Below are 19,578 nucleotides of genomic sequence, written 5' to 3' on the forward strand. Positions count from 1 at the left end.
CGCGTGACCTGACCCGTCATGCGGATTCAGATCGCCGCCGTCGGGCGCATGAAAGCCGGGCCCGAACGAGAACTTGTCGCGCGCTATCTCGAGCGCGCGGTAGCCGGCGGCAAGCCGCTGGGCCTGACCGGGTTCGACGTGGCCGAGCTCAGCGAGTCACGCGCCGGCAGTCCCCCTTCCCGCAAGCTTGAGGAGGCCAAGGCCCTCACGGCCGCCTTTCCGCAAGGAACGGTCGTGGTGGCGCTCGACGAGCGCGGCAAGGGTATCGGCTCGGAAGATCTCGCCAACCGGGTCGCGCGCTGGCGCGACGACGGCAAGCCGGCCGTGAGCTTCGTCATCGGAGGCGCAGACGGGCTGGACCCCGATTTCGTCAGGCGCGCCGACCTAGTGCTGAGCTTTTCCCCACTGACCTGGCCGCACCAGATGGTGCGCATCATGCTGGCCGAACAGCTCTATCGGACCACGACGATCCTCTCCGGCCACCCCTACCATCGCGGCGACTAGCGCCGGAATACCCCGACCAGCTCCACATGGGTCGACCAGGCGAACTGATCGACAGGCGTCACGCTCTCGAGCCGATAGCCGCCCGCGATGAGGATTGCCGCGTCACGCGCAAACGTCTTGGGATCGCACGAGACGCCGACGATGGTCTTGACCTTGCCCTTGGCCAGTTCCCGGGCCTGCGCCTCAGCCCCGGCGCGCGGGGGATCAAAAACGATGGCGTCGTACCCGCCCAGTTCGTACTGGGTCAGCGGCTCCCGGAAAAGGTCGCGCACCTGCGCGGTGACCGCCTTGAGCCCCTGCGTATTGCGAACGGCCTTGGAGAGGGCCGCGATACCCGCCTTGTCGCTGTCGGCGGCAAAGACCTTGGCGCTCTCCGCGATGCGCAATGCGAACGGGCCGATGCCGCAAAAGAGATCGGCGACCGACTTGGCCTTGCCCAGCGGCTCGAGCACCAGCCGGGCCAACGTCTCCTCGGCGGCCTCGGTAGCCTGAAGAAAGCTGCCGATCGGCAACTCGACTTGCGCCTTGCCCATGCCGACCACCGGCATGCGGTTGAGCAGCAGCATCTCCCCGTTGAGCGAGAGCCGCGCCAGGCTGAACCTCTCTGCGATCGGGGCCACGCGCTCGGGCCTCGCCCGGGCCTTCTCGGCACGGATCGCGACGTCGAGCCCGGTGCGGGTCGCGGTGATGGCGACATCGCACTCCCCGATTGCGGTCTGGATCGCCCGGCAGATATCGCTGGCCTTGCCGAGCCCCGGCACCAGGATCGGGCAGCGATCGAGATCGTGCACCTGATGGCTGCGCGCCTGCATATAGCCCGAGCCCTCCTTGCGCGCATGAAGGGTCGCCCGCCGGCGGCCCGTCCCTTGTGCATCGATGAGGTCGCCGACCGCAGTGTCGATGCCCGCCCGGCGCAACGGCAGTTCGACGAGGCCGCGCTTGAAGTCCCTATAGAGCCCAGGCCCCAGATGCTGGAGTTGGCAGCCGCCACAGGCCCCGAAATGCGGGCAGATCGGTTCCACGCGCTCGGCGCTGGACTGGAGAAGGCGCACGAGGCGCGCATGGTCGCCCTCCACCTCGACCTCGGCGCTTTCGCCGGGCAGTGTAAACGGCACGAACACTCTCTGGCCCGCGACCTCGGCGATCCCCTCGCCGCGCGCCCCGATTCCGGTAATGGCGACTTCGCTCATCAGGGCCGGCTCACCGCTTCGAGCAGGCTCGCCACCGAAACGAAGGGGATGCCGGCGCGCTCGGAAAGACCCGACGCACAGGTCGAAACCGTGGAAATGCCGATCTCGCAATCAGGCGGAATGTCGTCCTTGGCGAAGCGTGTGGCATGGGCATTGAGCTCGGGGATGAAGAGCCCCTTGTCTCCCGCATAGCCGCAGCAGGTGACCGAAGAGAGCACCGCCATGCGCCCGGCCATGGCCTTGGCCAGGGCTTCGGTCGCCGACTGCTCCCTGAGGCGCTGCGCCGAGCAATTGTGATGCACCGCGACTACCGGCACCGGCCGGGTGATCCTGAGGCGCGGCAACACTTCGGCCAGCAGGAATTCGGAACTGTCGAGCGCCTTGACCTGGCCGTGCTCCTTCATGTGCTTGGAACAGGTCGAGGCATCTGTCACGACCCGCACGGCACCATCGTCGGTGAACTTGCCCAGATGCGCATCAAGGCGGGCGCCGACCCGGTCGGCCTCGTCGGGAAAACCCTTGGAGAGGAAAGGCTGGCCGCAGCACTGGCCGTCCAGATGATCAGGCACGATAACGTTAAAGCCCGCGCGCTTGAGCAGCGTCACCATCGCCTCGGTCGTCGGCAGGAGGTCGAGGGTGGTCTTTGGCGCGCCGAACATGCGCGTGGCGCAGGACGGGAAGTAGACGATGGTGTTGTCGGTCTGCTTGGCGATGGGCACCGGAAAGCCGGTCTCCCGGGGATGGTCGCGCAGTTCGACGCTTTCCGCTTTCGGCGCGCCCGGCCCCCGCAGCAACGCTTCCGAAACGCGCGGAATGCGGTTGCCCGTGAGTTTTCGAGCCGCTTCCGAAGCGCCGTCGACAAAGGCGTCGCCCACCACCTTGCGGGCCAGCGACTGCGCGCCCACACCCGTTCTCATGAAGCCTTCCACGACCCCGGTATTCCCTGCCACCCAATGGGCCACGGTGTCGGCAACGCCGCCGCGGCGCTCGGCGCGCTGGCCGAGGATCATCGTGCCGGTCTCGATGCCGACCGGGCAGCGCAGCGAACAGAGATTGCACGCCGCGCAGGTATCCATCCCCGGATAGACGAACTGGTCGTCGAGCGCTTCAAGTCGGGCATCGTCCTCCCCGCTCGCCCGCAGGCGGGCCCGCTCGCGCGTCACCGCAATGCGCTGGCGCGGCGAAAGCGTCATGCCTGCCGAGGGGCATGCCGGCTCGCAGAAGCCGCACTCGATACACAGGTCAACGAGAGGATCGGCCAGCGGCATGGTCTTGAGATGCTTGATATGGACCTGCGGGTCCGGATTGATCAGCACGCCCGGACTGAGCAATTGCTCGGGATCGAACAACAGCTTGATGCGGCTCATCAGCAGATAGGCTTTCCGGCCCCATTCCGCCTCGACGAACGCGGCGATGGCGCGGCCAGTGCCATGCTCCGCCTTTAGGGAGCCCTGGTACTTAATCGACACCAGTTCGGAAAGCGCGTGCGAGAAGGCGTCGAACTTTTCCGCCGAACCTGGCTTGGAGAAATCGTCCGCCATCTGGAAGTGGAGATTGCCCGCCAGCGCATGGCCGAAGATGACGGCATCCTCATAGCCGTGGTCGTCGAGAAGCTGGCGCAGGTCGATGACGAAATCCGCCAGTCGGTCGATGGGCGCCGCTACGTCTTCGGTGAGCATCGAGGTGCCCTTGGGACGCGCCGCCCCCGCCGAGGTGAAGAAGCCCTTGCGGATATCCCAGAGCGCCCCCGACTTTTCGGCATCGGTCGAGAAGTCGATGTTGGTGGCCCCTTCGCTGGCGAGGATCGCCACCGCCTTGGCCACTTCCATCTCGAGCGTGGTGGCGTCGGGCGCCGTCACGTCGATGAGCACGGCCGGCGAATTGGCTGTGAGATAGGGCAATAGCGGGGCCATGGCCGGCAGGTGGATGACGGTTTCGAGCGCGCGCCGCTCTATATATTCCGCCGCCGTCACGCCCGTGGTCACATGCACGCCGCCATTGGAGAGCTTGGTGATGGCCCGGGCGCACGAATGCGGGTCGGGGAACGGCACCAGCGCCGTTGACTTGAACGGATGCTCGGGCACCGTGTTGTAGGTAACCTCGGAGACGAAGCCGAGCGTGCCTTCCGACCCCACGATCAGGCGAATCAGGATGTCGATCGGATCGTGATAGTCGACCAGTGCATTGAGCGAGTAGCCAACCGTGTTCTTGATCCGGTATTTCTTGCGGATAAGCGCCACCAGTTCGGGGTCCGCCATCACCTCGTGATGGAGGTCATGCAGCGCCGAGAGCAGGTCGGGGCGCATGGCGCGGAAGGCCTCGCGGCTCGCTGGGTCGCCCGAATCGAGCACGGTGCCGTCGGTCAGCATCACGCGCAACCGCGCCATCGTATGATAGGTGTTCTGCGCCACCCCGCAGCACATGCCCGAGGAATTGTTGTTGACCACGCCGCCGATCTTGCAGGTGGCCTGGCTCGCAGGGTCCGGCCCGATCTTGCGGTCGAAGGGTTTTAGCGCCTTGTTGGCGTTGGCGACGATGATCGAGGGCCCCAGCGTGATCTGGTCGGCGCCTTCGTGGATGCGCATCTTGCGCCAGCCGTCGCCGAGAACAGCGAGCACGCCGTCGGTGACGGCCTGGCCCGAGAGCGAGGTTCCCGCGGCGCGGAATGTCACCGGCAGCCCCTCTGCCCGCGAGGCTTCGAGGACGGCGCGCACTTCATCTTCGGTATTGATGATGACCACCAGCGCCGGGATCATCCGGTAGGAACTGGCATCACCCGAATAGGCGTAGGTGTAGAGCGGATCCATCATCATCCGCTTGCTTTCGAGGCGCCCTTCCAGGCGCGCGACGATGCGGCGGGCGGCTTGCTGCTTATCGGTCTCGATACGGGTAACGACGTTCACGGCCTAATCCTAACCCCTCAACGGTCAGGACGGTGGTCTATCACCAATTGGATAGGCATGGCCAATAGTGATGATCGCACCAAACCCGAATTTGGGCACCGGACCCAACATGCAAAAAAGGGGCCCGGCACGGCCGAGCCCCTTCCGTCGCCGACCGGCAACCTCTTACAGGTCGACGTCGTCCTTGCCGATTTCCTCGGCGGCGCGGCGCAGGACCTCCGCCAGGCGCCGCTGCTGGTCCTCGCTGCCGCGCACCGCGCTCGCAATGGCGGATTTAAGTGCCCGGCGGGCCTCATTCACTTCGGGCAGCACGCCCGGGATGTCGCGGTCACGGCCGCCGCGGGCTTCCATGTGCTCGCGCATCTCCTTGGCGCGCTCGCCGGCCTTGCCCAGGAAATCGAGGGTCGAGGCCACGGCCTCGCGGTTGTCGTTGAGATAGGTCCGGCCTTCCTCGGTAATGGTATAGGCCTTCTTGTTGCCTTCCTGGCTGGCGGTCGCGTAGCCGGCTTCCTCGAGATAGGTGAGGGCCGGATAGATGACGCCCGGGCTGGGGGAATAGAGCCCGTGAGACTTTTCCTCGATGGCCTTGATCAGGTCATAGCCGTGGCGCGGCTGCTCCTCGATGAGATAGAGCGCTACCAGGCGCAGGTCGCCCGAGGCGAGCATGCGGCCGATGCGCAGATTATCCCCGAACCGGCCCCAGTCGCCGCCGAAGCCACCGGCCCCACCGGGACCTCCCGGGCCACCACGACCGCCGAAGCCGCGCCGCCCCATGGCCTCGAAACGACGCCAGTTGAAGCGCTCGTCGCCATGATGATGGTGTTTGTCAAATCGCATGATGTGTTCTCCGATATATCTTACGTTAGCCGTAAGATGGTATCGGCCATTACATTCGTCAAGATATATCTTACGATCTGTCTATCACCACGAAACGGGCAAGAAAAAACCCGGCCTCGCGACCGGGTCCTTCCAATGCCTGCCTTGCGGCGAAAGCTTATTCGCTCTTGTTCTCGGCAGCAGCGGCTTCGGCGGCAGCAGCGGCTTCGGCAGCTTCCTTAGCTGCGACTTCAGCTGCCAGGGCCTGGGCGGCGGCGACCTTTTCGGCCTCGCGGGCTTCCTTGGCGGCCTGAGCGGCGCTGCGCTCGTCGTCCTGGATCTTCTTGGTACGCGCGTTGGTCGATTCGAAGATACGAGCCGACTTGCCGCGACGATCGCGCAGGTAATAGAGCTTGGCGCGACGGACCTTACCGCGCTTGAGGACTTCGATGCGGTCGACATTGGGCGAGAGCACCGGGAACACGCGTTCCACGCCTTCGCCATAGGAAATCTTGCGAACGGTGAAGCTCTCGTTGAGGCCTGCGCCGTTGCGAGCAATCACCACGCCTTCATAGGCCTGGAGACGTTCCTTTTCGCCTTCGCGAACCTTCACCCACACCTTGACGGTGTCGCCGTGGGTGAATTCGGGAATGGCACGCTTGGCCGCAAGAGCGTCGGCCTGCTCTTTTTCGAGCTGTTCGATGATATTGGTCATGATCCGCCTGATCTTTTCACAGGAGCGATTGAGGGGCTTTCGCCCTGTTTCGCCCGGTCTTGGTTGCACGGAGGTTTTGTGTGAGGCGGCCTATAGAGCAGAACGGCCCGCGAGTCTAGGCTTTTCGGGCAATTCGGCATGTGCCGCCCGCCAGGGGCGGCACGCTCTTGTCAGAGCCAGCCCGCCAGCACACCCAGGCCGCCCGCAGCGAAGGCGACGCCGGCTATCCGCGCCGCGGCCTTGCCGTACCGGCCCAGGAGCCCGGCAACCGCAAAGGACGCGCCAATGCCGGCTGCGTGCAGCAGGGCGGTAGCGAGGACGAAGCCAGCCGCATACTCGAGCCCGGCGCTGGTCTCGGGCATTTCGGCACCATGCGCATGGCCATGGAAGATAGCGAAGACGCCCACAAGCGACATGGCCGCGGCAACGGGCATCGGACGACCCAGCGCCGCAGCGCCGCCGATCACCACACTCGAAAGCGCAATGCCCAGTTCGACGAATGGCACGTCGACCCCGGCAATGCCGAGCCCGAAACCGACGATCATCATGCCCACAAAGCTCAGCGGCACGAGCCAAAGGGCCTTGCCGCCCAGCACATAGGCGAAGACGCCCACCGCCACCATCGCCAGAATGTGATCGAGGCCGCCCACCGGGTGCATGAAACCGTGGATGAAGCCGGACGTGTCCCCGTGCCCCGTATGGGCGAACGCGGCTGTCGGAACGAGAACCGTAACGAGGAATACCAAAAGCGCGCGCATGCTGCTCCTTGCGGGGCTCTGCCCCATTATCAGTGCCAACGGCTTCCCAACTCTCGCAAGCGGAGTCTTGGCAGGTCTGGGCCACCATTTCAACGCCCTGCGCCATTTTTGCCGCATGACAGCGATAGGCGCTTGGGATACACGTCCGCCCGTCCATGGAGACCGCCCTTGCGCCTGACCGAGCGGACATTGCTGGCGAAAGACCTGATCCGGGCCCTGCTCGTGATGGCGCTGGTCTGCCTCAACTTCACCGGTCACGATCATGGCCTGGCTGTCGCCTATGGCGAGGACCTCACGCCCTATGTCGTGGCCGACGGGACCATCCCGGTGCTCTGCGCCCAGGACGTCGATGGCGACCGTGGCCCGCATGCGCCCTGCCATGCCTGCCGCATTGGCTTCGACCTCGACCTGCCGCCGGCGCCCTCCTGTGCAGAGCCGGCGTTCCTGGCGGTTGCCGGCGTCCGCTACGACGCTTCCGCGGCTGGCACCGCCCGGCAGATTCTCCGTCCCGCCCACAGTGCTCGGGGCCCGCCACTCGCCTGATTCCTCCGGCCTAACGACCTCTTTCAAGACTCAAGGAATCGTCGAAATGAACAAGCTCTCCCTTGGCGCCGCGATGGGCGTCTCCTTCCTGATTTCCGCTGCCGGCATTGCCCAGGCTCACGACCACGCCCAGCGGGTTGGCGGGTCGGCCATGGTCATGGCCCAGGCCGACGCGGGTGACAACAAGGTGGCCGGCATGGATATGGCCGCGCCGGTCAAGCTCGGCGATCTCGAAATCTCCGGCCCCTTCGCCCGCGCCACCCTGCCCAACCAGCCCGTGGCCGGCGGCTATGTCACCATTACAAATAATGGCTCGGCCGCTGACCGCCTGGTTTCGGTCACCTCCCCTGCCGCCGCAATGGTCCAGATCCACGAGATGGCCATGGAAGGCGATGTCATGAAGATGCGCGAGCTGCCCGACGGCCTCGAGATCCCGGCGGGGCAATCGGTCACCTTGTCTCCGGGCGGGCTGCACCTGATGTTCATGAAGCTCAACGGCCCGTTCGAGCAGGGCAGCAAGGTCCCGGTGACGCTGACCTTCGAAAAGGCGGGTTCGGTAGAGGTTGAGCTTCCTGTCATGCCTGCCAACGCCGAAGCGCCCGCCGGCCATGACCAGATGAAGATGTAGGAGTATTTAGGCAATGACCCTGCGCACTATCCGTATCGGGCTCTGGGCGGCCGTTGTCGCCCTGGCCCTCATCGCGACAGCGGCCTATTTCCTGGTCAAGGTCCCCGGCCCGGGCCAGCCGGGCACATTCGGTGCTGGCAGCTATAGCCTCGTGGACGGCAATGGCGGGCCAGTAACTGAGGCCACCTTCAAGGGCGCCCCCTCGATGCTCTTCTTCGGCTACACCCATTGCCCGGACGTCTGCCCGACCACGCTCTCGGACATGGCTGTCTGGTTCCAGGAATTGGGCGACGAGGGCAAGCCGCTCAAGGCCTATTTCGTCACCGTCGACCCCGAGCGCGACACCCCTGCGGTGATCAAGGACTATGTGAGCTCGGTGACCGACCGCGTCACCGGCATCACCGGCACGCCCGAGGAAATCGCCAAGATCATCTCGGCCTGGCGCATCTACGCCAAGAAAGTGCCGGGAGAGGACGGCGAATACACCATGGACCACACCGCCTCGGTGTTCCTGCTCAATTCCAAGGGCGAGTTCGAAGGCACGATCGCCTACCAGGAAGCTTCAAGCGTCGCCGTCGAGAAACTAAGGAAACTGCTGGCCAAGGCATAGCGCCTAACCGCACCCATAGGGATCTTGCCCGGCCGTCGCGCCGGGTAAGTCCGGCGGTTTAGTCGCCCAGCAGGTCCGGCCGGCGGGCCCTGGTCAACTCGACGCTCTGCGCGCGCCGCCACCTTTCGATCTTGCCGTGATCACCCGACGTCAGTACTGCCGGGATCTCGCGGCCCTCGAAGACCTGCGGGCGGGTGTATTGCGGGTATTCGAGCAGCCCGTTCTCGAAGCTCTCGTCGGCATGGCTGTCGGCCCCGCCCAGGACGCCCGGGATGAGCCGCACCACGGCCTCCAGCAGCACCATCGCCGCCACTTCCCCGCCTGCCAGCACGTAATCGCCGATGGAAATCTCTTCGAGCGCGCGCGCCTCGATCACCCGCTGGTCGACGCCCTCGAAACGTCCGCAGACGATCACCGCCCCCGGTCCCAGCGCCAGTTCCCGCGCCCGCGCCTGCGTCAGCGGCTTTCCACGCGGGCTCATGAGGATTTTCGGACGCAGATCACCGGCCGGCGCGATCGCGTCGATGGCGGCGGCCAGGATATCGGGTTTGAGCACCATGCCCGCACCACCGCCCGAAGGCGTATCATCGACGGTATGGTGCCGGTCGTGAGCGAAACTGCGCAATTGCGTGGCCTCGAGCGACCACAGGCCATCGGCCATGCCGCGCCCCAGTACCGAGGCCCCTAGCGGGCCCGGGAACAGGTCCGGGAACAGCGTGATGACATCGGCGGCAAAGCTCAATTCGGCTCCTCGTGCTCGCCCGGCTCGGTCTCGACCGGCGGCTCGATGACGAGATAGCCCTCGGCCACGCGGACCTCGGGAACCACCGTGCGCGTGAAGGGGAACAGGAACGTGTCCCCGCTCTGCCCGTCGCGCACTTCCAGGATATCGCCGGCGCCGAAATTGGGCACGGCGATGACCTCGCCGAGCACACGCCCGTCGCTGAGCCGGGCTTCGAGCCCGATAAGGTCGGCATGATAGAAATCGTCTTCGTCGTCGGGCTCGGGCAGCCTGGAGCGATCGACATAGAGGTCGATACCGTTGAGCTTTTCAGCCTCGTTGCGGTCCGAGACGCCCTTGATGCGGGCGATGACGACGGTCTTGTTGAGCCACGCGGAGGCAATCTCCACTACCAGGCCCGGTTTGCTGGTTTCCAGCGGCCCATAGCCGGCAATGGCCAGCGGCTCGCCGGTAAAGGGGGTTATGCGCACCTCGCCCTTGATGCCGTGGGCCGCACCGATGCGGCCCAGCAGCAGGCGGTTCTTGTCGTCCGCTTTGCCCCCTTCCATGGCGGATTAGGCCGAGGCTTCTTCGGCGGCTTCGGCCGGAGCGTTCTTGGCCTCTTCGGCGGCGGCAGCGGCAGCAGCGCGGGCCTCGGCGCGCTCGGTCGCCTTGGCGCCCGGCACGGCCTTTTCGGGGTTGTTGCGGGCTTCGCGCTTCAAGAGGCCCGCGGCGTCAAGGAAACGCTCGACGCGGTCGGTCGCCTGGGCGCCGACGGAGAGCCAATGCTGCGCGCGCTCGGTGTTGAGCACGACGCGGTTCTCGGCATCCTTGTTGAGCAGCGGGTTGTAGGTGCCCAGCTTCTCGATGAAGCGGCCATCGCGCGGCGAACGGGCGTCGGCGACCACGATGTGGTAGAATGGGCGCTTCTTGGTACCGGCGCGGGCGAGGCGAATCTTGAGGGCCATGGGTTACTCCTGAATCTGGCTTTGTCTGTTTTCGCGTTGGTTATTTCTTCTTGGGCACGAAGCCGCCACCGAGCCCTGGAAGGTTCGGGAAGCGAGAGGCGCCGCCAAGCCCGGGCAATCCGCTGCCCGAACCCGATTTCAACAGCTTGCCGACATCGGTCGGCAGCTTGTCGGAAATGTCGCCCGGCATCTGCTGCGGGATCGACTTGGGGTCGATACCGGCGCGCCGCGCCATTTCCTCGATCTGCTTGGGATCCATCTTGGAGATATCGGGTATCTGGCCGAGGCCGGGCATCATGCCGCCCATCTTGCCGCCGAACATCCCGGCGAGCGAGCCGAGGCCGCCCTTGGACACCTTCTTCATCATGTCCGCCATCTGGCGGTGCTGCTTCATGAGCTTGTTGACTTCGGAAACCTCAACGCCCGCGCCGGCAGCGATGCGCTTGCGGCGGGAGGCGTTGAGGAGGTCGGGCTCGGCCCGTTCCTTCTTGGTCATCGAATTGATGATGGCGACCTGGCGATCGAAGATCTTCTCGTCGATATTGGCGCCCGCCATGGCCTTCTTGAGCTGGCCGACGCCGGGCATCATGCCCATCAGCCCGCCCATGCCGCCCATCTTCTTCATCTGCAGCAGCTGGCCGCGAAGGTCTTCGAGGTCGAACTGACCCTTCTTGAGCTTCTTGGCCATCTTCTGCGCGTCTTCGGCAGAGACGGTTTCGGCGGCCTTCTCGACGAGCGAGACAATGTCGCCCATGCCCAGAATGCGGTCGGCGATGCGGCCGGGATGGAAATCCTCGAGCGCATCCATCTTTTCGCCGGTGGCGATGAGCTTGATCGGCTTGCCGGTGGCCGCGCGCATCGAGAGCGCCGCGCCGCCACGGCCGTCGCCGTCGACGCGGGTCAGCACGATACCGGTGATGTCGACGCGCTGGTCGAACGAACGGGCCAGATTGATGGCGTCCTGGCCGGTCAGCGCATCGGCAACCAGCAGCACTTCGTGTGGATCGGAAACCGCCTTGATCTCGGCGGTCTCGGCCATGAGTTCTTCATCGATATGTGTGCGGCCCGCCGTATCGAGCATCAGCACGTCATAGCCGCCGAGCTTGCCCTCGCGCGCGGCGCGCCTGGCGATCTGCACCGGCGTCTCGCTCGGCACGATCGGCAGCGTATCGACCCCGATCTGGGTGCCGAGCACGCGCAGTTGCTCCATCGCGGCCGGGCGGCGCGTATCGAGCGAGGCCATCAGAACTTTCTTGTTCTGCTTGTCCTTGAGGCGCTTGGCGATCTTGGCGGTGGTGGTGGTCTTGCCCGAGCCCTGCAGACCCACCATCAGGATGGTCGCCGGGGGCGTCGTGGCGGTATCGAGCGGCACGGCGGTTTCACCCAGCACCCGCACCAGCTCGTCGTGAACGATCTTGACGACCTGCTGGCCTGGGGTCACCGAGCGGGTCACCTCGACGCCGACGGCGCGCTCGCGCACCTGCTCGACGAAGGCGCGGACCACTTCGAGCGAAACGTCAGCCTCGATCAGCGCGCGGCGAACTTCGCGCAGCGCTTCGTTGACGTCGTTCTCGGAGAGCGCGCCACGGCCCCGCAGGCCATCGAAGATTTTCCCTAAGCGGTCGCTTAGACTTTCAAACATGCTCTTGGTCCTTTTCTTCGTGGGCGCCCACGAAGATATGGGTAATCGCGTCCAAAACCAAAATGCACCCGTGGGCGCAACGCGCTGACGGATGCTGACCGCCTGCCTCCCGGGCAGGCTAGTGGCTCGAATTCAGGTCTTGGTCCTGAGATCGCCGGCCTTATAGGCGCGAAGAGGCACCCGAGTCAATCGAAGTGGCCAAGGCCCGGTTTCTGCGCGGACCTGCCTAACCTTGGGTTAACTTCTTCTGGTCCCGTTCATGCTATTGAACAGGCTGCAGTTTTCACTCGAGGCTTCCCGATTGTCTCTCTCCTCGCTCCGCCCACGCGCGCTCGGTGTTCCGGAAGGCTCCGCCCCGGTCGTCGTCCACGGCAGCCTCGCCGAGGCGGAAGCGGATTGGCGTGCCCTCGAAGCGACTGGCATCCTGACGCCCTATCAGCGCTACGACTGGGTCAGGGCCGTGCTCGCTTCCGACCTCGAGCGTGCAGACGGGGTCGCCATCGTCGTGGTGCGCAGCCAGGGCCGTCCGGTCGCGCTGCTGCCGCTGATCATCGAGCGCCGCTCGGGCTTTTCAATCGCTCGCCTCATCGGCTCCGATATTTCCAACAGCGACTGGCTTGCCTTCCTGCCCGGCACCGACATCTCGCCCGAATGGCTGGGCCTGGTCCTCGATGAAGTCCGCGAACTGGTCGGAGCGCTCGATCTCGTCTGCTTCTTCAACCAGCCCCGTCAATGGGCCGGCCACGCCAACCCCGTCCTCGCGGTCGGTGCCGATCCCGGTCCCAACAATCTCTATACCGCCATTATCGGCCCGACGCCGGCGCCTTACATCGAGCACCGCCTCACCCACAAGCGCCGCGGCAACATCAAGCGCGGCGAGCGGCGGCTCGAAGAAATGCTGGGCAGGGTGGAACTGCGCCGCGTCACCACGATCGACGAACTCGACCGCGTCCATGCCGCCTTCCTCGCCCAGCGCGGCGAACGCTTTGACCAGATGGGGGTGGGCAATCTCTTCGCGCAGCAGAGCTTCGTCCGCTTCTTCAGGAACCTCGCCGTCGAGGGTTTCTCGGACCGACACCCTGCCCTTTGCTTCCATGCCCTCTATGCGGGCGAGGAGATCGTCGCCACAACCTGCGGCGCCTTCGCCGGCAAGCATTATTCCCAGTACATCAACTCGACCGCGAGCGGCCCAGCCGCCAAATACAGCCTGATGGGCATCCTGGTCGCGAAGCTCATGGACGAGCTGAACGCCTCGGGAATCGACACCTTCGACATGGGCATCGGCGATTTCGACTACAAACAGGATTGGACGGCGCCCGAGCCGCTGTTCGACACACTTATCCCCCTGACTCCCGCTGGCCACCTCGCCGCTCTGGGCCTCAGGACCAGCCAGGGGGCCAAGCGCGCCATCAAGCAGAACCCCCGGCTCTGGGGTCTCGCCCAGTCTATCCGCAAGACGCTGCACAACCTTCGCAAACGCTAACGAAAAAGGCGGCCAGTTGGCCGCCCGCTGCGTTCTCGATTCACCGCGTGGTTCCCCCCAACCACCGCACTTCCCCTACCCCGAGCGTGGACTTCTCCACTCAGGTGGCGTGATGCAATAGGCCCTGGGTCTTTGTCCGCGAAGGTTGCGGGGGTGAGGGAAACTTTGTGTTCGCCAGTTCGAAGAAGCTGCGCCCCTTAGGAGCGCCCTCACATCCCAGTCTTCTTCTTGTCCTGATAGTAGTAGTTCGCGTCCTTGCCCAGTACCAGCGATCGGATCACCTTGCGCAGGGACTCGCTCTTGCGCAACGGAGCGGCGATCCCCGCCATCACGCGGAACGCGCCGAGCTTGACCGCGTCCCAGCCTGGCGAGGTGCCCGGCGCCTTCTGCGGGAAGCCGCGGTCGCGCAGCATGGAATTGGCCACGTAAAGATCGTTGCGGCGCTTCACCTCCGCGGTCTTCCAGGTGATCGCCACCGAGATCGAATAGGTATCGGACGTGCGCACCCAGTGCGGCCAGATATAGGGCACGAAGACGCCTTCGCCCGGCAGCAGCCGGTTGTGCATGCCGCGCGCCTCGAAGCTCTCCTCGAACTTGAGGTTACGGTGTTTGGTGATCGCGTGCTCGATCTGATCTTCCGAGGCGATCGAACGATCCTCGTTGTCGTAGACGTTGAAGAACTTTTCGCCGTGCACCTGAATGAAGAAGTTGTCTTCGCTGTCGAGGTGGAAGGGTGTAGTCGAGCCTGGCGAGGACACGAAAAGGAAGCCCTGGATATCGGTAAAGCCGGCCTCGGCGAGGCTGCGATGCCCCTGCGCCCGTGCCACCGACATCAGCGCCTCTTCGAGGAGCGCCCTATAGGCGGGGTGCGCTTCGACGCGCTTTAGCACCATCCAGGCGCCCGCCGTCTCGATCTTCTGCACCACATCCTCGGGCGAAAGGTCGACCAGCGGCGTGCTGGAGGGGTCCTGGCTCACCGCGGCCTTGCCCGAATTATATTCGATCCGGTCGCGCGGCAGGTGTTTGACCAGATCGAGGATGGCGGGAAGCGTCAGGCGTGGATCGTCGACGAAGCCGTGGCGGATCCGGAAGGGCTTTAGCGGAAAGAGATTGGCGAACGCGGAGTCGTCCGCGCTCAGGACCTCGGCGGTCATGACCTTGTTCACAGGCGTTTCTCCTTGAAAGACTTAAAGAAATTTCTCAGGCGCTTGGCGCCTTCGCGCAGGGTGCGGCGAAGCCGCAGGATTTCGATCACTGTTGCCGCCACCGGATCGCCGGCCCGCAGAGGAATGACCATGTCCGCCACCCGGATGCGTTCGCGCCACACATGGTCGATCATCGGGTGCCCTGCATCGGCCGTGGAATCGGCAAAGGCGATCGCCGGGTCTTCGCTAAGCCGGCGGGTCAGTTCGACCGTCAGTTGCACCCCCGGCGAATAGCGCGAAAGCGTTTCGTCATAGGCGATCTTGAAGAAGAACGCCGAGCCGCCCTGGCGCAGCACGAGCCCGGAGGCGATCACTCGTCCGTCCAGCGTCAATTCGAGAACTTCGAGGGCGTCGCGCGCCGAAAGGTTGCCGGCCATGGCCTGAACGAAGGCGCGGTCGCCCTCATCCTGGCCCAGCCCGGTTCCGTCGCGACCTTTCCAGCCGGAGGCTTCGAGCAAGAGGAAGCGCTCCAGCGCTGCCGCGACATCTTCGCGGGTCTGCGCCGACGCGAAGTGCACCACGCCTTCCTCGTCCAGCCGATGGCGCTGGCGCCGCAGCTCCTTGAGCTTCTTGGCGCCCATGCCGCCGCGGAGATAGGTTTCGGCATCGACGCCCGCATCGAGCACCGCGCGCTCGTGTATTTCAAGATGAACCGGTGCCACCCCGCGCTTGGCCATCGCGGCCGCCAGGGCCTGCCCCGCCGCGCCATCCAAAGGCATGACCGGGAGCGAGAGCACGCGCGCCCCGCTCGCCGCCGCCCGATCGAGCAGGGCCTCGGCGGCGCCTATGGGGTCATCAGCCGAGAGCAGCGGCGCGGTAAGGGGCGCATAGGGTTGCCGCGCCAACAGTACCGGCAGGGGAAGGCGCAAGGCGCGACGCGCCCGGACCACCGGCAGCAGGGCCAGCAAGCGGCCCTCGGCCCGCACGGCGATCACCTGTGCCCCGCCACCCTTCGCCGCAAATGCGAAGGCCGGCTGGCAATAGTCCGGATCGAAGAAGGGATTGGGCTCGGCAGCATTGTCCGCCAGGTTCCGCCATTCGGCGGCGGACACAGTCTCGAGGCGCGAAAGCGGCGCAGCGCCACCCGCGCCGGCCGACGCCGTCACCACCAGATGCTCGGCGATCCCGGTACTCACGATACCGCCCCTTCGCCGATGCCGGGGAAATTTGCTGGAACCCAAACCATTGGCGCACCTTACCTGTTCGTGGTCCGGTTCGCTCGTTTGCCTCGTGAACTGGTTAAGCTGCGGCTAAGTCCCCGCGCCATCTGCACGCCACCCATGCCGGTGCCAAGACTGGCAATTGCGCGATGTTTCCGCCATATAGAGGCTCAACCCAATTCAATGAGGCCAAAGTGAGCGGCACTCCGTTTTTAAAGATGAACGGGCTGGGCAATGAGATCCTGGTCGTGGACATGCGCGATGGCGCCTCCACCATGACCGGTGAGCTTGCGCGCACCGTCGCCGCCGGCGAACGCACCGCCTTCGAGCAGATGATGGTCGTCTACCCGCCGCGCGCCGACGGCACCGAGGCCTATGTCAAGATTTACAACAATGACGGCTCGGTCGCCGGGGCCTGCGGCAACGGCACGCGCTGCGTCGCCCATTTCCTCAACCGCGCCACCGGCAAGGACCGGATGACCATCGAGACCGATGGCGGCCTGCTCGAGATCTTCAACGCCGGCGAGGAGCTCATCACCGTCGACATGGGCAAGCCCCGCTTCGACTGGAACCAGATCCCCCTGGCCGAGGAATTCGCCGATACTACGGGAATCGAACTCCAGATCGGTCCCATCGACGCCCCGGTGCTGCACACCCCGTCCGTCGTCAATGTCGGCAATCCGCACGCGATCTTCTGGGTGAAGGACGACCCGGACAACTACGACCTCGGCCGCTTCGGCCCGCTGCTCGAGAACCACCCGATCTTCCCCGAGCGCGCCAATATCTCGCTGGCCCAGGTGCTGGCGCCCGATTGCATCAAGGTGCGCGTCTGGGAGCGCGGCGCCGGGCTGACGCTCGCCTGCGGCACCGCCGCCTGCGCGGTCGGCGTCGCGGCCGCCCGCAAGGGCCTCACCGACCGGCGTGTCGGCATCCAGCTGCCCGGCGGTCCGCTCGAGATCGAATGGCGCGCTGACGACCATATTCTCATGACCGGCCCCTGGACGCTCGAATGGGAAGGCACCCTGCCCGCTGATCTCTCCCCGGACCGGGCCGCATGAGCATCGAGACCCTCACCTTCGGCTGCCGCCTCAACGCCTATGAATCCGAGGTCATGAAGGCCGAGGCAGAAAAGGCCGGGCTTTCCGACGCCATCATCATCAATACCTGCGCGGTCACGTCCGAAGCGGTGCGCCAGGCCAAGCAGGCCGTGCGCAAGGCCCGCCGGGACAATCCCGACGCCAAGATCATCGTCACCGGCTGCGCCGCCCAGACCGAGGCGCGTTCCTTCGGCGACATGGCCGAAGTCGACCTCGTCATCGGCAATGCCGACAAGATGAAGGCCGAAAGCTACAAGCCCATGGTCTTCGGGCTCCAGCTCAACGACAAGGTGCAGGTCAACGACATCATGAGTGTCCGCGAGACCGCCGGGCACCTCATCGAGGGCATGGATGGGCGCGCCCGCGCCTTCGTGCAGGTCCAGAACGGGTGCGACCACCGCTGCACCTTCTGCATCATCCCCTTTGGCCGCGGTCCTTCGCGCTCGGTACCGATGGGCCTGGTCGTCGACCAGCTCAAGCGGCTCGTCCAGAACGGCTATGGCGAGATCGTGCTGACCGGGGTCGACATCACCTCCTATGGCCCCGACCTTCCGGGCACGCCCACGCTCGGCAAACTGGTGCAGTCGATCCTGCGCCACGTCCCGGACCTGCCGCGCCTCAGGATTTCCTCGATCGATTCCATCGAGGCGGACGACGCGCTCTATGATGCCATAGCATCGGACCGGCGCCTGATGCCGCACCTCCATCTCTCGCTCCAGTCGGGCGACGACATGATCCTCAAGCGCATGAAGCGCCGCCACCTGCGCGCCGACGCGCTCCATATCGTGGAAAAGCTGCGCTCGCTGCGCCCCGACATGGTCTTCGGCGCCGACATCATCGCCGGCTTCCCCACCGAGACCGACGAGATGTTCGAGAACACCCTGCGCATCGTTTCTGAAGCCGACCTCACCTATCTCCACGTCTTCCCCTATAGCCCGCGCCCGGGCACCCCTGCCGCGCGCATGCCGCAGGTGGACAAGCGCATCGCCCGCGACCGCGCCGCCCTGTTGCGCGCGGAGGGTGACAAGCAGTTCGCCAAACTCGCTGCCTCCCGCGCCGGCAAGCTCGAAAGCGTCCTCGTCGAGCGCGAGGGGTTGGGGCGCACCGAGCAGTTCATGCCCGTCGCCGTGCCCGGCACCGAACCCGGCCAGATTGTCCCGGTCCGGATCACCAGGGTCTCCGCCGATGGCCTCGTCGGGGAAGCCGTGAGGTCCGCAGCATGAGCGAGGGCAAGAAACCCGGCTTCTTCGGCCGTCTTTTCGGACGCGGCAACCAGCAGCAACCGCAGGCCGACGCAGAAACCGAGGAGGCGCTCAAGCGCGCCACCCACGAGGTCGCGACCTCGACCGAGGAGCTCGAGGCATTCAAGGAGCGCCGCGCCGCCGAAGAGACCCAGGCCGAGATCGACCGGATTGCGGCCGAGGCAGTGCCGCCCGAACCTGCGCCCGAGCCGCCGGCCCCGCCTGAAGAGGCTCCGCCTCCGCCCCCCGCCGAGGTCGAGACGCCTGCCCACGAGGCGCCTCCGACTCCCGAAGAGATCGCCGAGGGCGTTCCGCCGGCTCCAGCCGAACCCGAGCCGGAGCACCGGCGTGAACCGGTCGACGACGCCAGCTACCCCCCCGGCCCGCCCGAGACCACCCTCGATTATGTCGAGGACGTCCAGGAAGCGGCCGAGGAATCCGCTGCCACCCCGTCCGCCGAAGCGCCGGCGCCCAAGCAGGGCTGGTTCCAGCGCCTGGCCTCCGGGCTCAAGCGCTCCTCCGACCAGATTACGGGCGGCATCACCTCCGTCTTCACCAAGCGCAAGCTCGATGCCGCGACCCTCGATGAACTCGAGGACGTGCTGCTTCAGGCCGACCTGGGCATGGACACCACCAGTGCCATCGTCGAGACGCTGCGCCGCGACCGCTTCAACCGCGACATTTCCGGCGAGGACGTGCGTGCGGTCCTTTCCGATGAAGTCGGCAAGGCGCTGACCCCGGTGGCACGCCCGCTGGTGATCGACACGGCCCATAAGCCTTTCGTCATCCTCATGGTCGGGGTCAACGGCTCAGGCAAGACCACTACCATCGGCAAGCTCGCCCAGAAATTCGCCGCCGAGGGCCGCACCGTCATGCTGGCCGCAGGCGACACCTTCCGCGCCGCCGCCATCGAGCAGCTCGAGATCTGGGGCCGCCGCACCGGTGCGCCGGTGGTCGCCAAGCCGGCAGGCTCGGATGCCTCGGGCCTCGCCTTCGACGCGGTGACCCGCGCCCGGGCCGAGGGCAAGGACGTTCTCATCATCGATACGGCGGGGCGCCTGCAAAACCGCGACGAGTTGATGAGCGAACTCGAAAAGATCATCCGCGTCATCCGGAAGGTCGACCCGACCGCTCCTCACGCGGTTTTGCTCACGCTCGACGCCACTACCGGCCAGAACGCCCTTAATCAGGTCGAAATCTTCGGCAAACGTGCCGGTGTCACGGGTCTGGTCATGACCAAGCTTGACGGCACCGCACGCGGGGGCATTCTTGTCGCCATTGCGCGGCGCTTTGGCTTGCCCGTGCATTTCATCGGCGTGGGCGAGGGCGTGGACGATCTCCAGCCGTTCCAGGCTTCCGATTTCGCCGCGGCCATCGCCGGCAAGGAACAATAA

19 protein-coding genes are annotated in these 19,578 nt (G+C 65.6%); 8 read left to right on the forward strand and 11 right to left on the reverse strand.

Annotation, left to right across the window (positions count from 1 at the left end; translation table 11 throughout):
- Window positions 1-18: 18 nt before the first annotated feature.
- On the forward strand, window positions 19-504 hold the full coding sequence (gene rlmH, locus FNA67_RS19735; RefSeq protein WP_147657806.1) for a 23S rRNA (pseudouridine(1915)-N(3))-methyltransferase RlmH: 486 nt from the start codon (window positions 19-21) through the stop codon (window positions 502-504).
- On the opposite strand, the gene FNA67_RS19740 is transcribed toward rlmH, so the two are convergent.
- From FNA67_RS19740 to FNA67_RS19760, 5 genes are all read right to left on the reverse strand, one after another.
- A complete protein-coding gene (locus tag FNA67_RS19740; RefSeq protein WP_147657808.1) occupies window positions 501-1,694 on the reverse strand; it encodes a class I SAM-dependent RNA methyltransferase in 1,194 nt (397 codons plus the stop codon). The genes rlmH and FNA67_RS19740 overlap by 4 nt on opposite strands.
- Complete coding sequence (locus tag FNA67_RS19745; RefSeq protein WP_147657810.1) at window positions 1,694-4,597, reverse strand: FAD-binding and (Fe-S)-binding domain-containing protein; 2,904 nt, start codon at window positions 4,595-4,597, stop codon at window positions 1,694-1,696. Before FNA67_RS19745 ends, FNA67_RS19740 begins: the two co-directional genes overlap by 1 nt.
- Before the next feature lie 165 nt (window positions 4,598-4,762).
- Window positions 4,763-5,434 (reverse strand): PadR family transcriptional regulator, encoded by a 672-nt coding sequence (locus tag FNA67_RS19750; protein ID WP_170267374.1) that lies wholly within the window; start codon window positions 5,432-5,434, stop codon window positions 4,763-4,765.
- 157 nt (window positions 5,435-5,591) lie between these two features.
- Window positions 5,592-6,128 carry a 50S ribosomal protein L19 gene (gene rplS / locus FNA67_RS19755; protein WP_049706793.1) on the reverse strand — a complete coding sequence of 179 codons (537 nt, stop codon included), beginning with the start codon at window positions 6,126-6,128 and terminating at the stop codon, window positions 5,592-5,594.
- A gap of 170 nt (window positions 6,129-6,298) precedes the next feature.
- Entirely contained in the window at window positions 6,299-6,886 is a 588-nt protein-coding gene (locus tag FNA67_RS19760; protein ID WP_244616405.1) for a HupE/UreJ family protein, read from the reverse strand.
- 168 nt (window positions 6,887-7,054) lie between these two features.
- On the opposite strand from FNA67_RS19760, the gene FNA67_RS22350 reads away from it, so the two are divergent.
- From FNA67_RS22350 to FNA67_RS19770, 3 genes are read left to right on the forward strand one after another with little or no spacing between them, the layout of a single operon-like run.
- Window positions 7,055-7,429 (forward strand): hypothetical protein, encoded by a 375-nt coding sequence (locus FNA67_RS22350; protein WP_244616406.1) that lies wholly within the window; start codon window positions 7,055-7,057, stop codon window positions 7,427-7,429.
- Between the two features lie 46 nt (window positions 7,430-7,475).
- On the forward strand, window positions 7,476-8,057 hold the full coding sequence (locus FNA67_RS22355; RefSeq protein ID WP_244616407.1) for a copper chaperone PCu(A)C: 582 nt from the start codon (window positions 7,476-7,478) through the stop codon (window positions 8,055-8,057).
- A 19-nt stretch (window positions 8,058-8,076) separates the two neighbouring features.
- On the forward strand, window positions 8,077-8,667 hold the full coding sequence (locus FNA67_RS19770) for an SCO family protein (RefSeq protein WP_170267406.1): 591 nt from the start codon (window positions 8,077-8,079) through the stop codon (window positions 8,665-8,667).
- Window positions 8,668-8,725: 58 nt separating this feature from the next.
- Here the strand turns inward: FNA67_RS19770 and trmD are convergent, their stop codons facing one another.
- The 4 genes from trmD to ffh are packed head-to-tail and all read right to left on the reverse strand — an operon-like array spanning window position 8,726 to window position 11,998.
- Window positions 8,726-9,409 carry a tRNA (guanosine(37)-N1)-methyltransferase TrmD gene (trmD, locus tag FNA67_RS19775; protein WP_147657816.1) on the reverse strand — a complete coding sequence of 228 codons (684 nt, stop codon included), beginning with the start codon at window positions 9,407-9,409 and terminating at the stop codon, window positions 8,726-8,728.
- Entirely contained in the window at window positions 9,406-9,957 is a 552-nt protein-coding gene (gene rimM / locus FNA67_RS19780; protein WP_147657818.1) for a ribosome maturation factor RimM, read from the reverse strand. Before rimM ends, trmD begins: the two co-directional genes overlap by 4 nt.
- Before the next feature lie 6 nt (window positions 9,958-9,963).
- On the reverse strand, window positions 9,964-10,356 hold the full coding sequence (gene rpsP, locus FNA67_RS19785; RefSeq protein WP_049706798.1) for a 30S ribosomal protein S16: 393 nt from the start codon (window positions 10,354-10,356) through the stop codon (window positions 9,964-9,966).
- 40 nt (window positions 10,357-10,396) lie between these two features.
- Window positions 10,397-11,998, reverse strand: a complete 1,602-nt coding sequence (gene ffh, locus FNA67_RS19790; RefSeq protein ID WP_147657821.1) for a signal recognition particle protein — start codon at window positions 11,996-11,998, stop codon at window positions 10,397-10,399.
- A gap of 301 nt (window positions 11,999-12,299) precedes the next feature.
- Between ffh and FNA67_RS19795 the strand changes: the two genes are divergently transcribed.
- Window positions 12,300-13,481 (forward strand): GNAT family N-acetyltransferase, encoded by a 1,182-nt coding sequence (locus tag FNA67_RS19795; RefSeq protein ID WP_170267375.1) that lies wholly within the window; start codon window positions 12,300-12,302, stop codon window positions 13,479-13,481.
- 209 nt (window positions 13,482-13,690) lie between these two features.
- On the opposite strand, the gene FNA67_RS19800 is transcribed toward FNA67_RS19795, so the two are convergent.
- Window positions 13,691-14,635, reverse strand: coding sequence for a cupin-like domain-containing protein (locus FNA67_RS19800; RefSeq protein ID WP_147658262.1), 945 nt, complete (start codon window positions 14,633-14,635; stop codon window positions 13,691-13,693).
- Between the two features lie 8 nt (window positions 14,636-14,643).
- Window positions 14,644-15,822 carry a GNAT family N-acetyltransferase gene (locus FNA67_RS19805; RefSeq protein ID WP_147657826.1) on the reverse strand — a complete coding sequence of 393 codons (1,179 nt, stop codon included), beginning with the start codon at window positions 15,820-15,822 and terminating at the stop codon, window positions 14,644-14,646.
- A 242-nt stretch (window positions 15,823-16,064) separates the two neighbouring features.
- On the opposite strand from FNA67_RS19805, the gene dapF reads away from it, so the two are divergent.
- Genes dapF through ftsY form a run of 3 tightly spaced genes read left to right on the forward strand, consistent with a single transcriptional unit; the run spans window position 16,065 to window position 19,578 of the window.
- Window positions 16,065-16,904: a diaminopimelate epimerase gene (gene dapF, locus FNA67_RS19810; protein WP_049706802.1), complete on the forward strand. Its 840-nt coding sequence runs from the start codon at window positions 16,065-16,067 to the stop codon at window positions 16,902-16,904.
- Window positions 16,901-18,166 (forward strand): tRNA (N(6)-L-threonylcarbamoyladenosine(37)-C(2))-methylthiotransferase MtaB, encoded by a 1,266-nt coding sequence (mtaB, locus tag FNA67_RS19815; RefSeq protein WP_147657829.1) that lies wholly within the window; start codon window positions 16,901-16,903, stop codon window positions 18,164-18,166. The genes dapF and mtaB overlap by 4 nt, the downstream gene beginning before the upstream one ends.
- Window positions 18,163-19,578 (forward strand): signal recognition particle-docking protein FtsY, encoded by a 1,416-nt coding sequence (gene ftsY / locus FNA67_RS19820; RefSeq protein WP_147657832.1) that lies wholly within the window; start codon window positions 18,163-18,165, stop codon window positions 19,576-19,578. The genes mtaB and ftsY overlap by 4 nt, the downstream gene beginning before the upstream one ends.

Source organism: Youhaiella tibetensis (assembly GCF_008000755.1).
Classification (GTDB): domain Bacteria; phylum Pseudomonadota; class Alphaproteobacteria; order Rhizobiales; family Devosiaceae; genus Paradevosia; species Paradevosia tibetensis.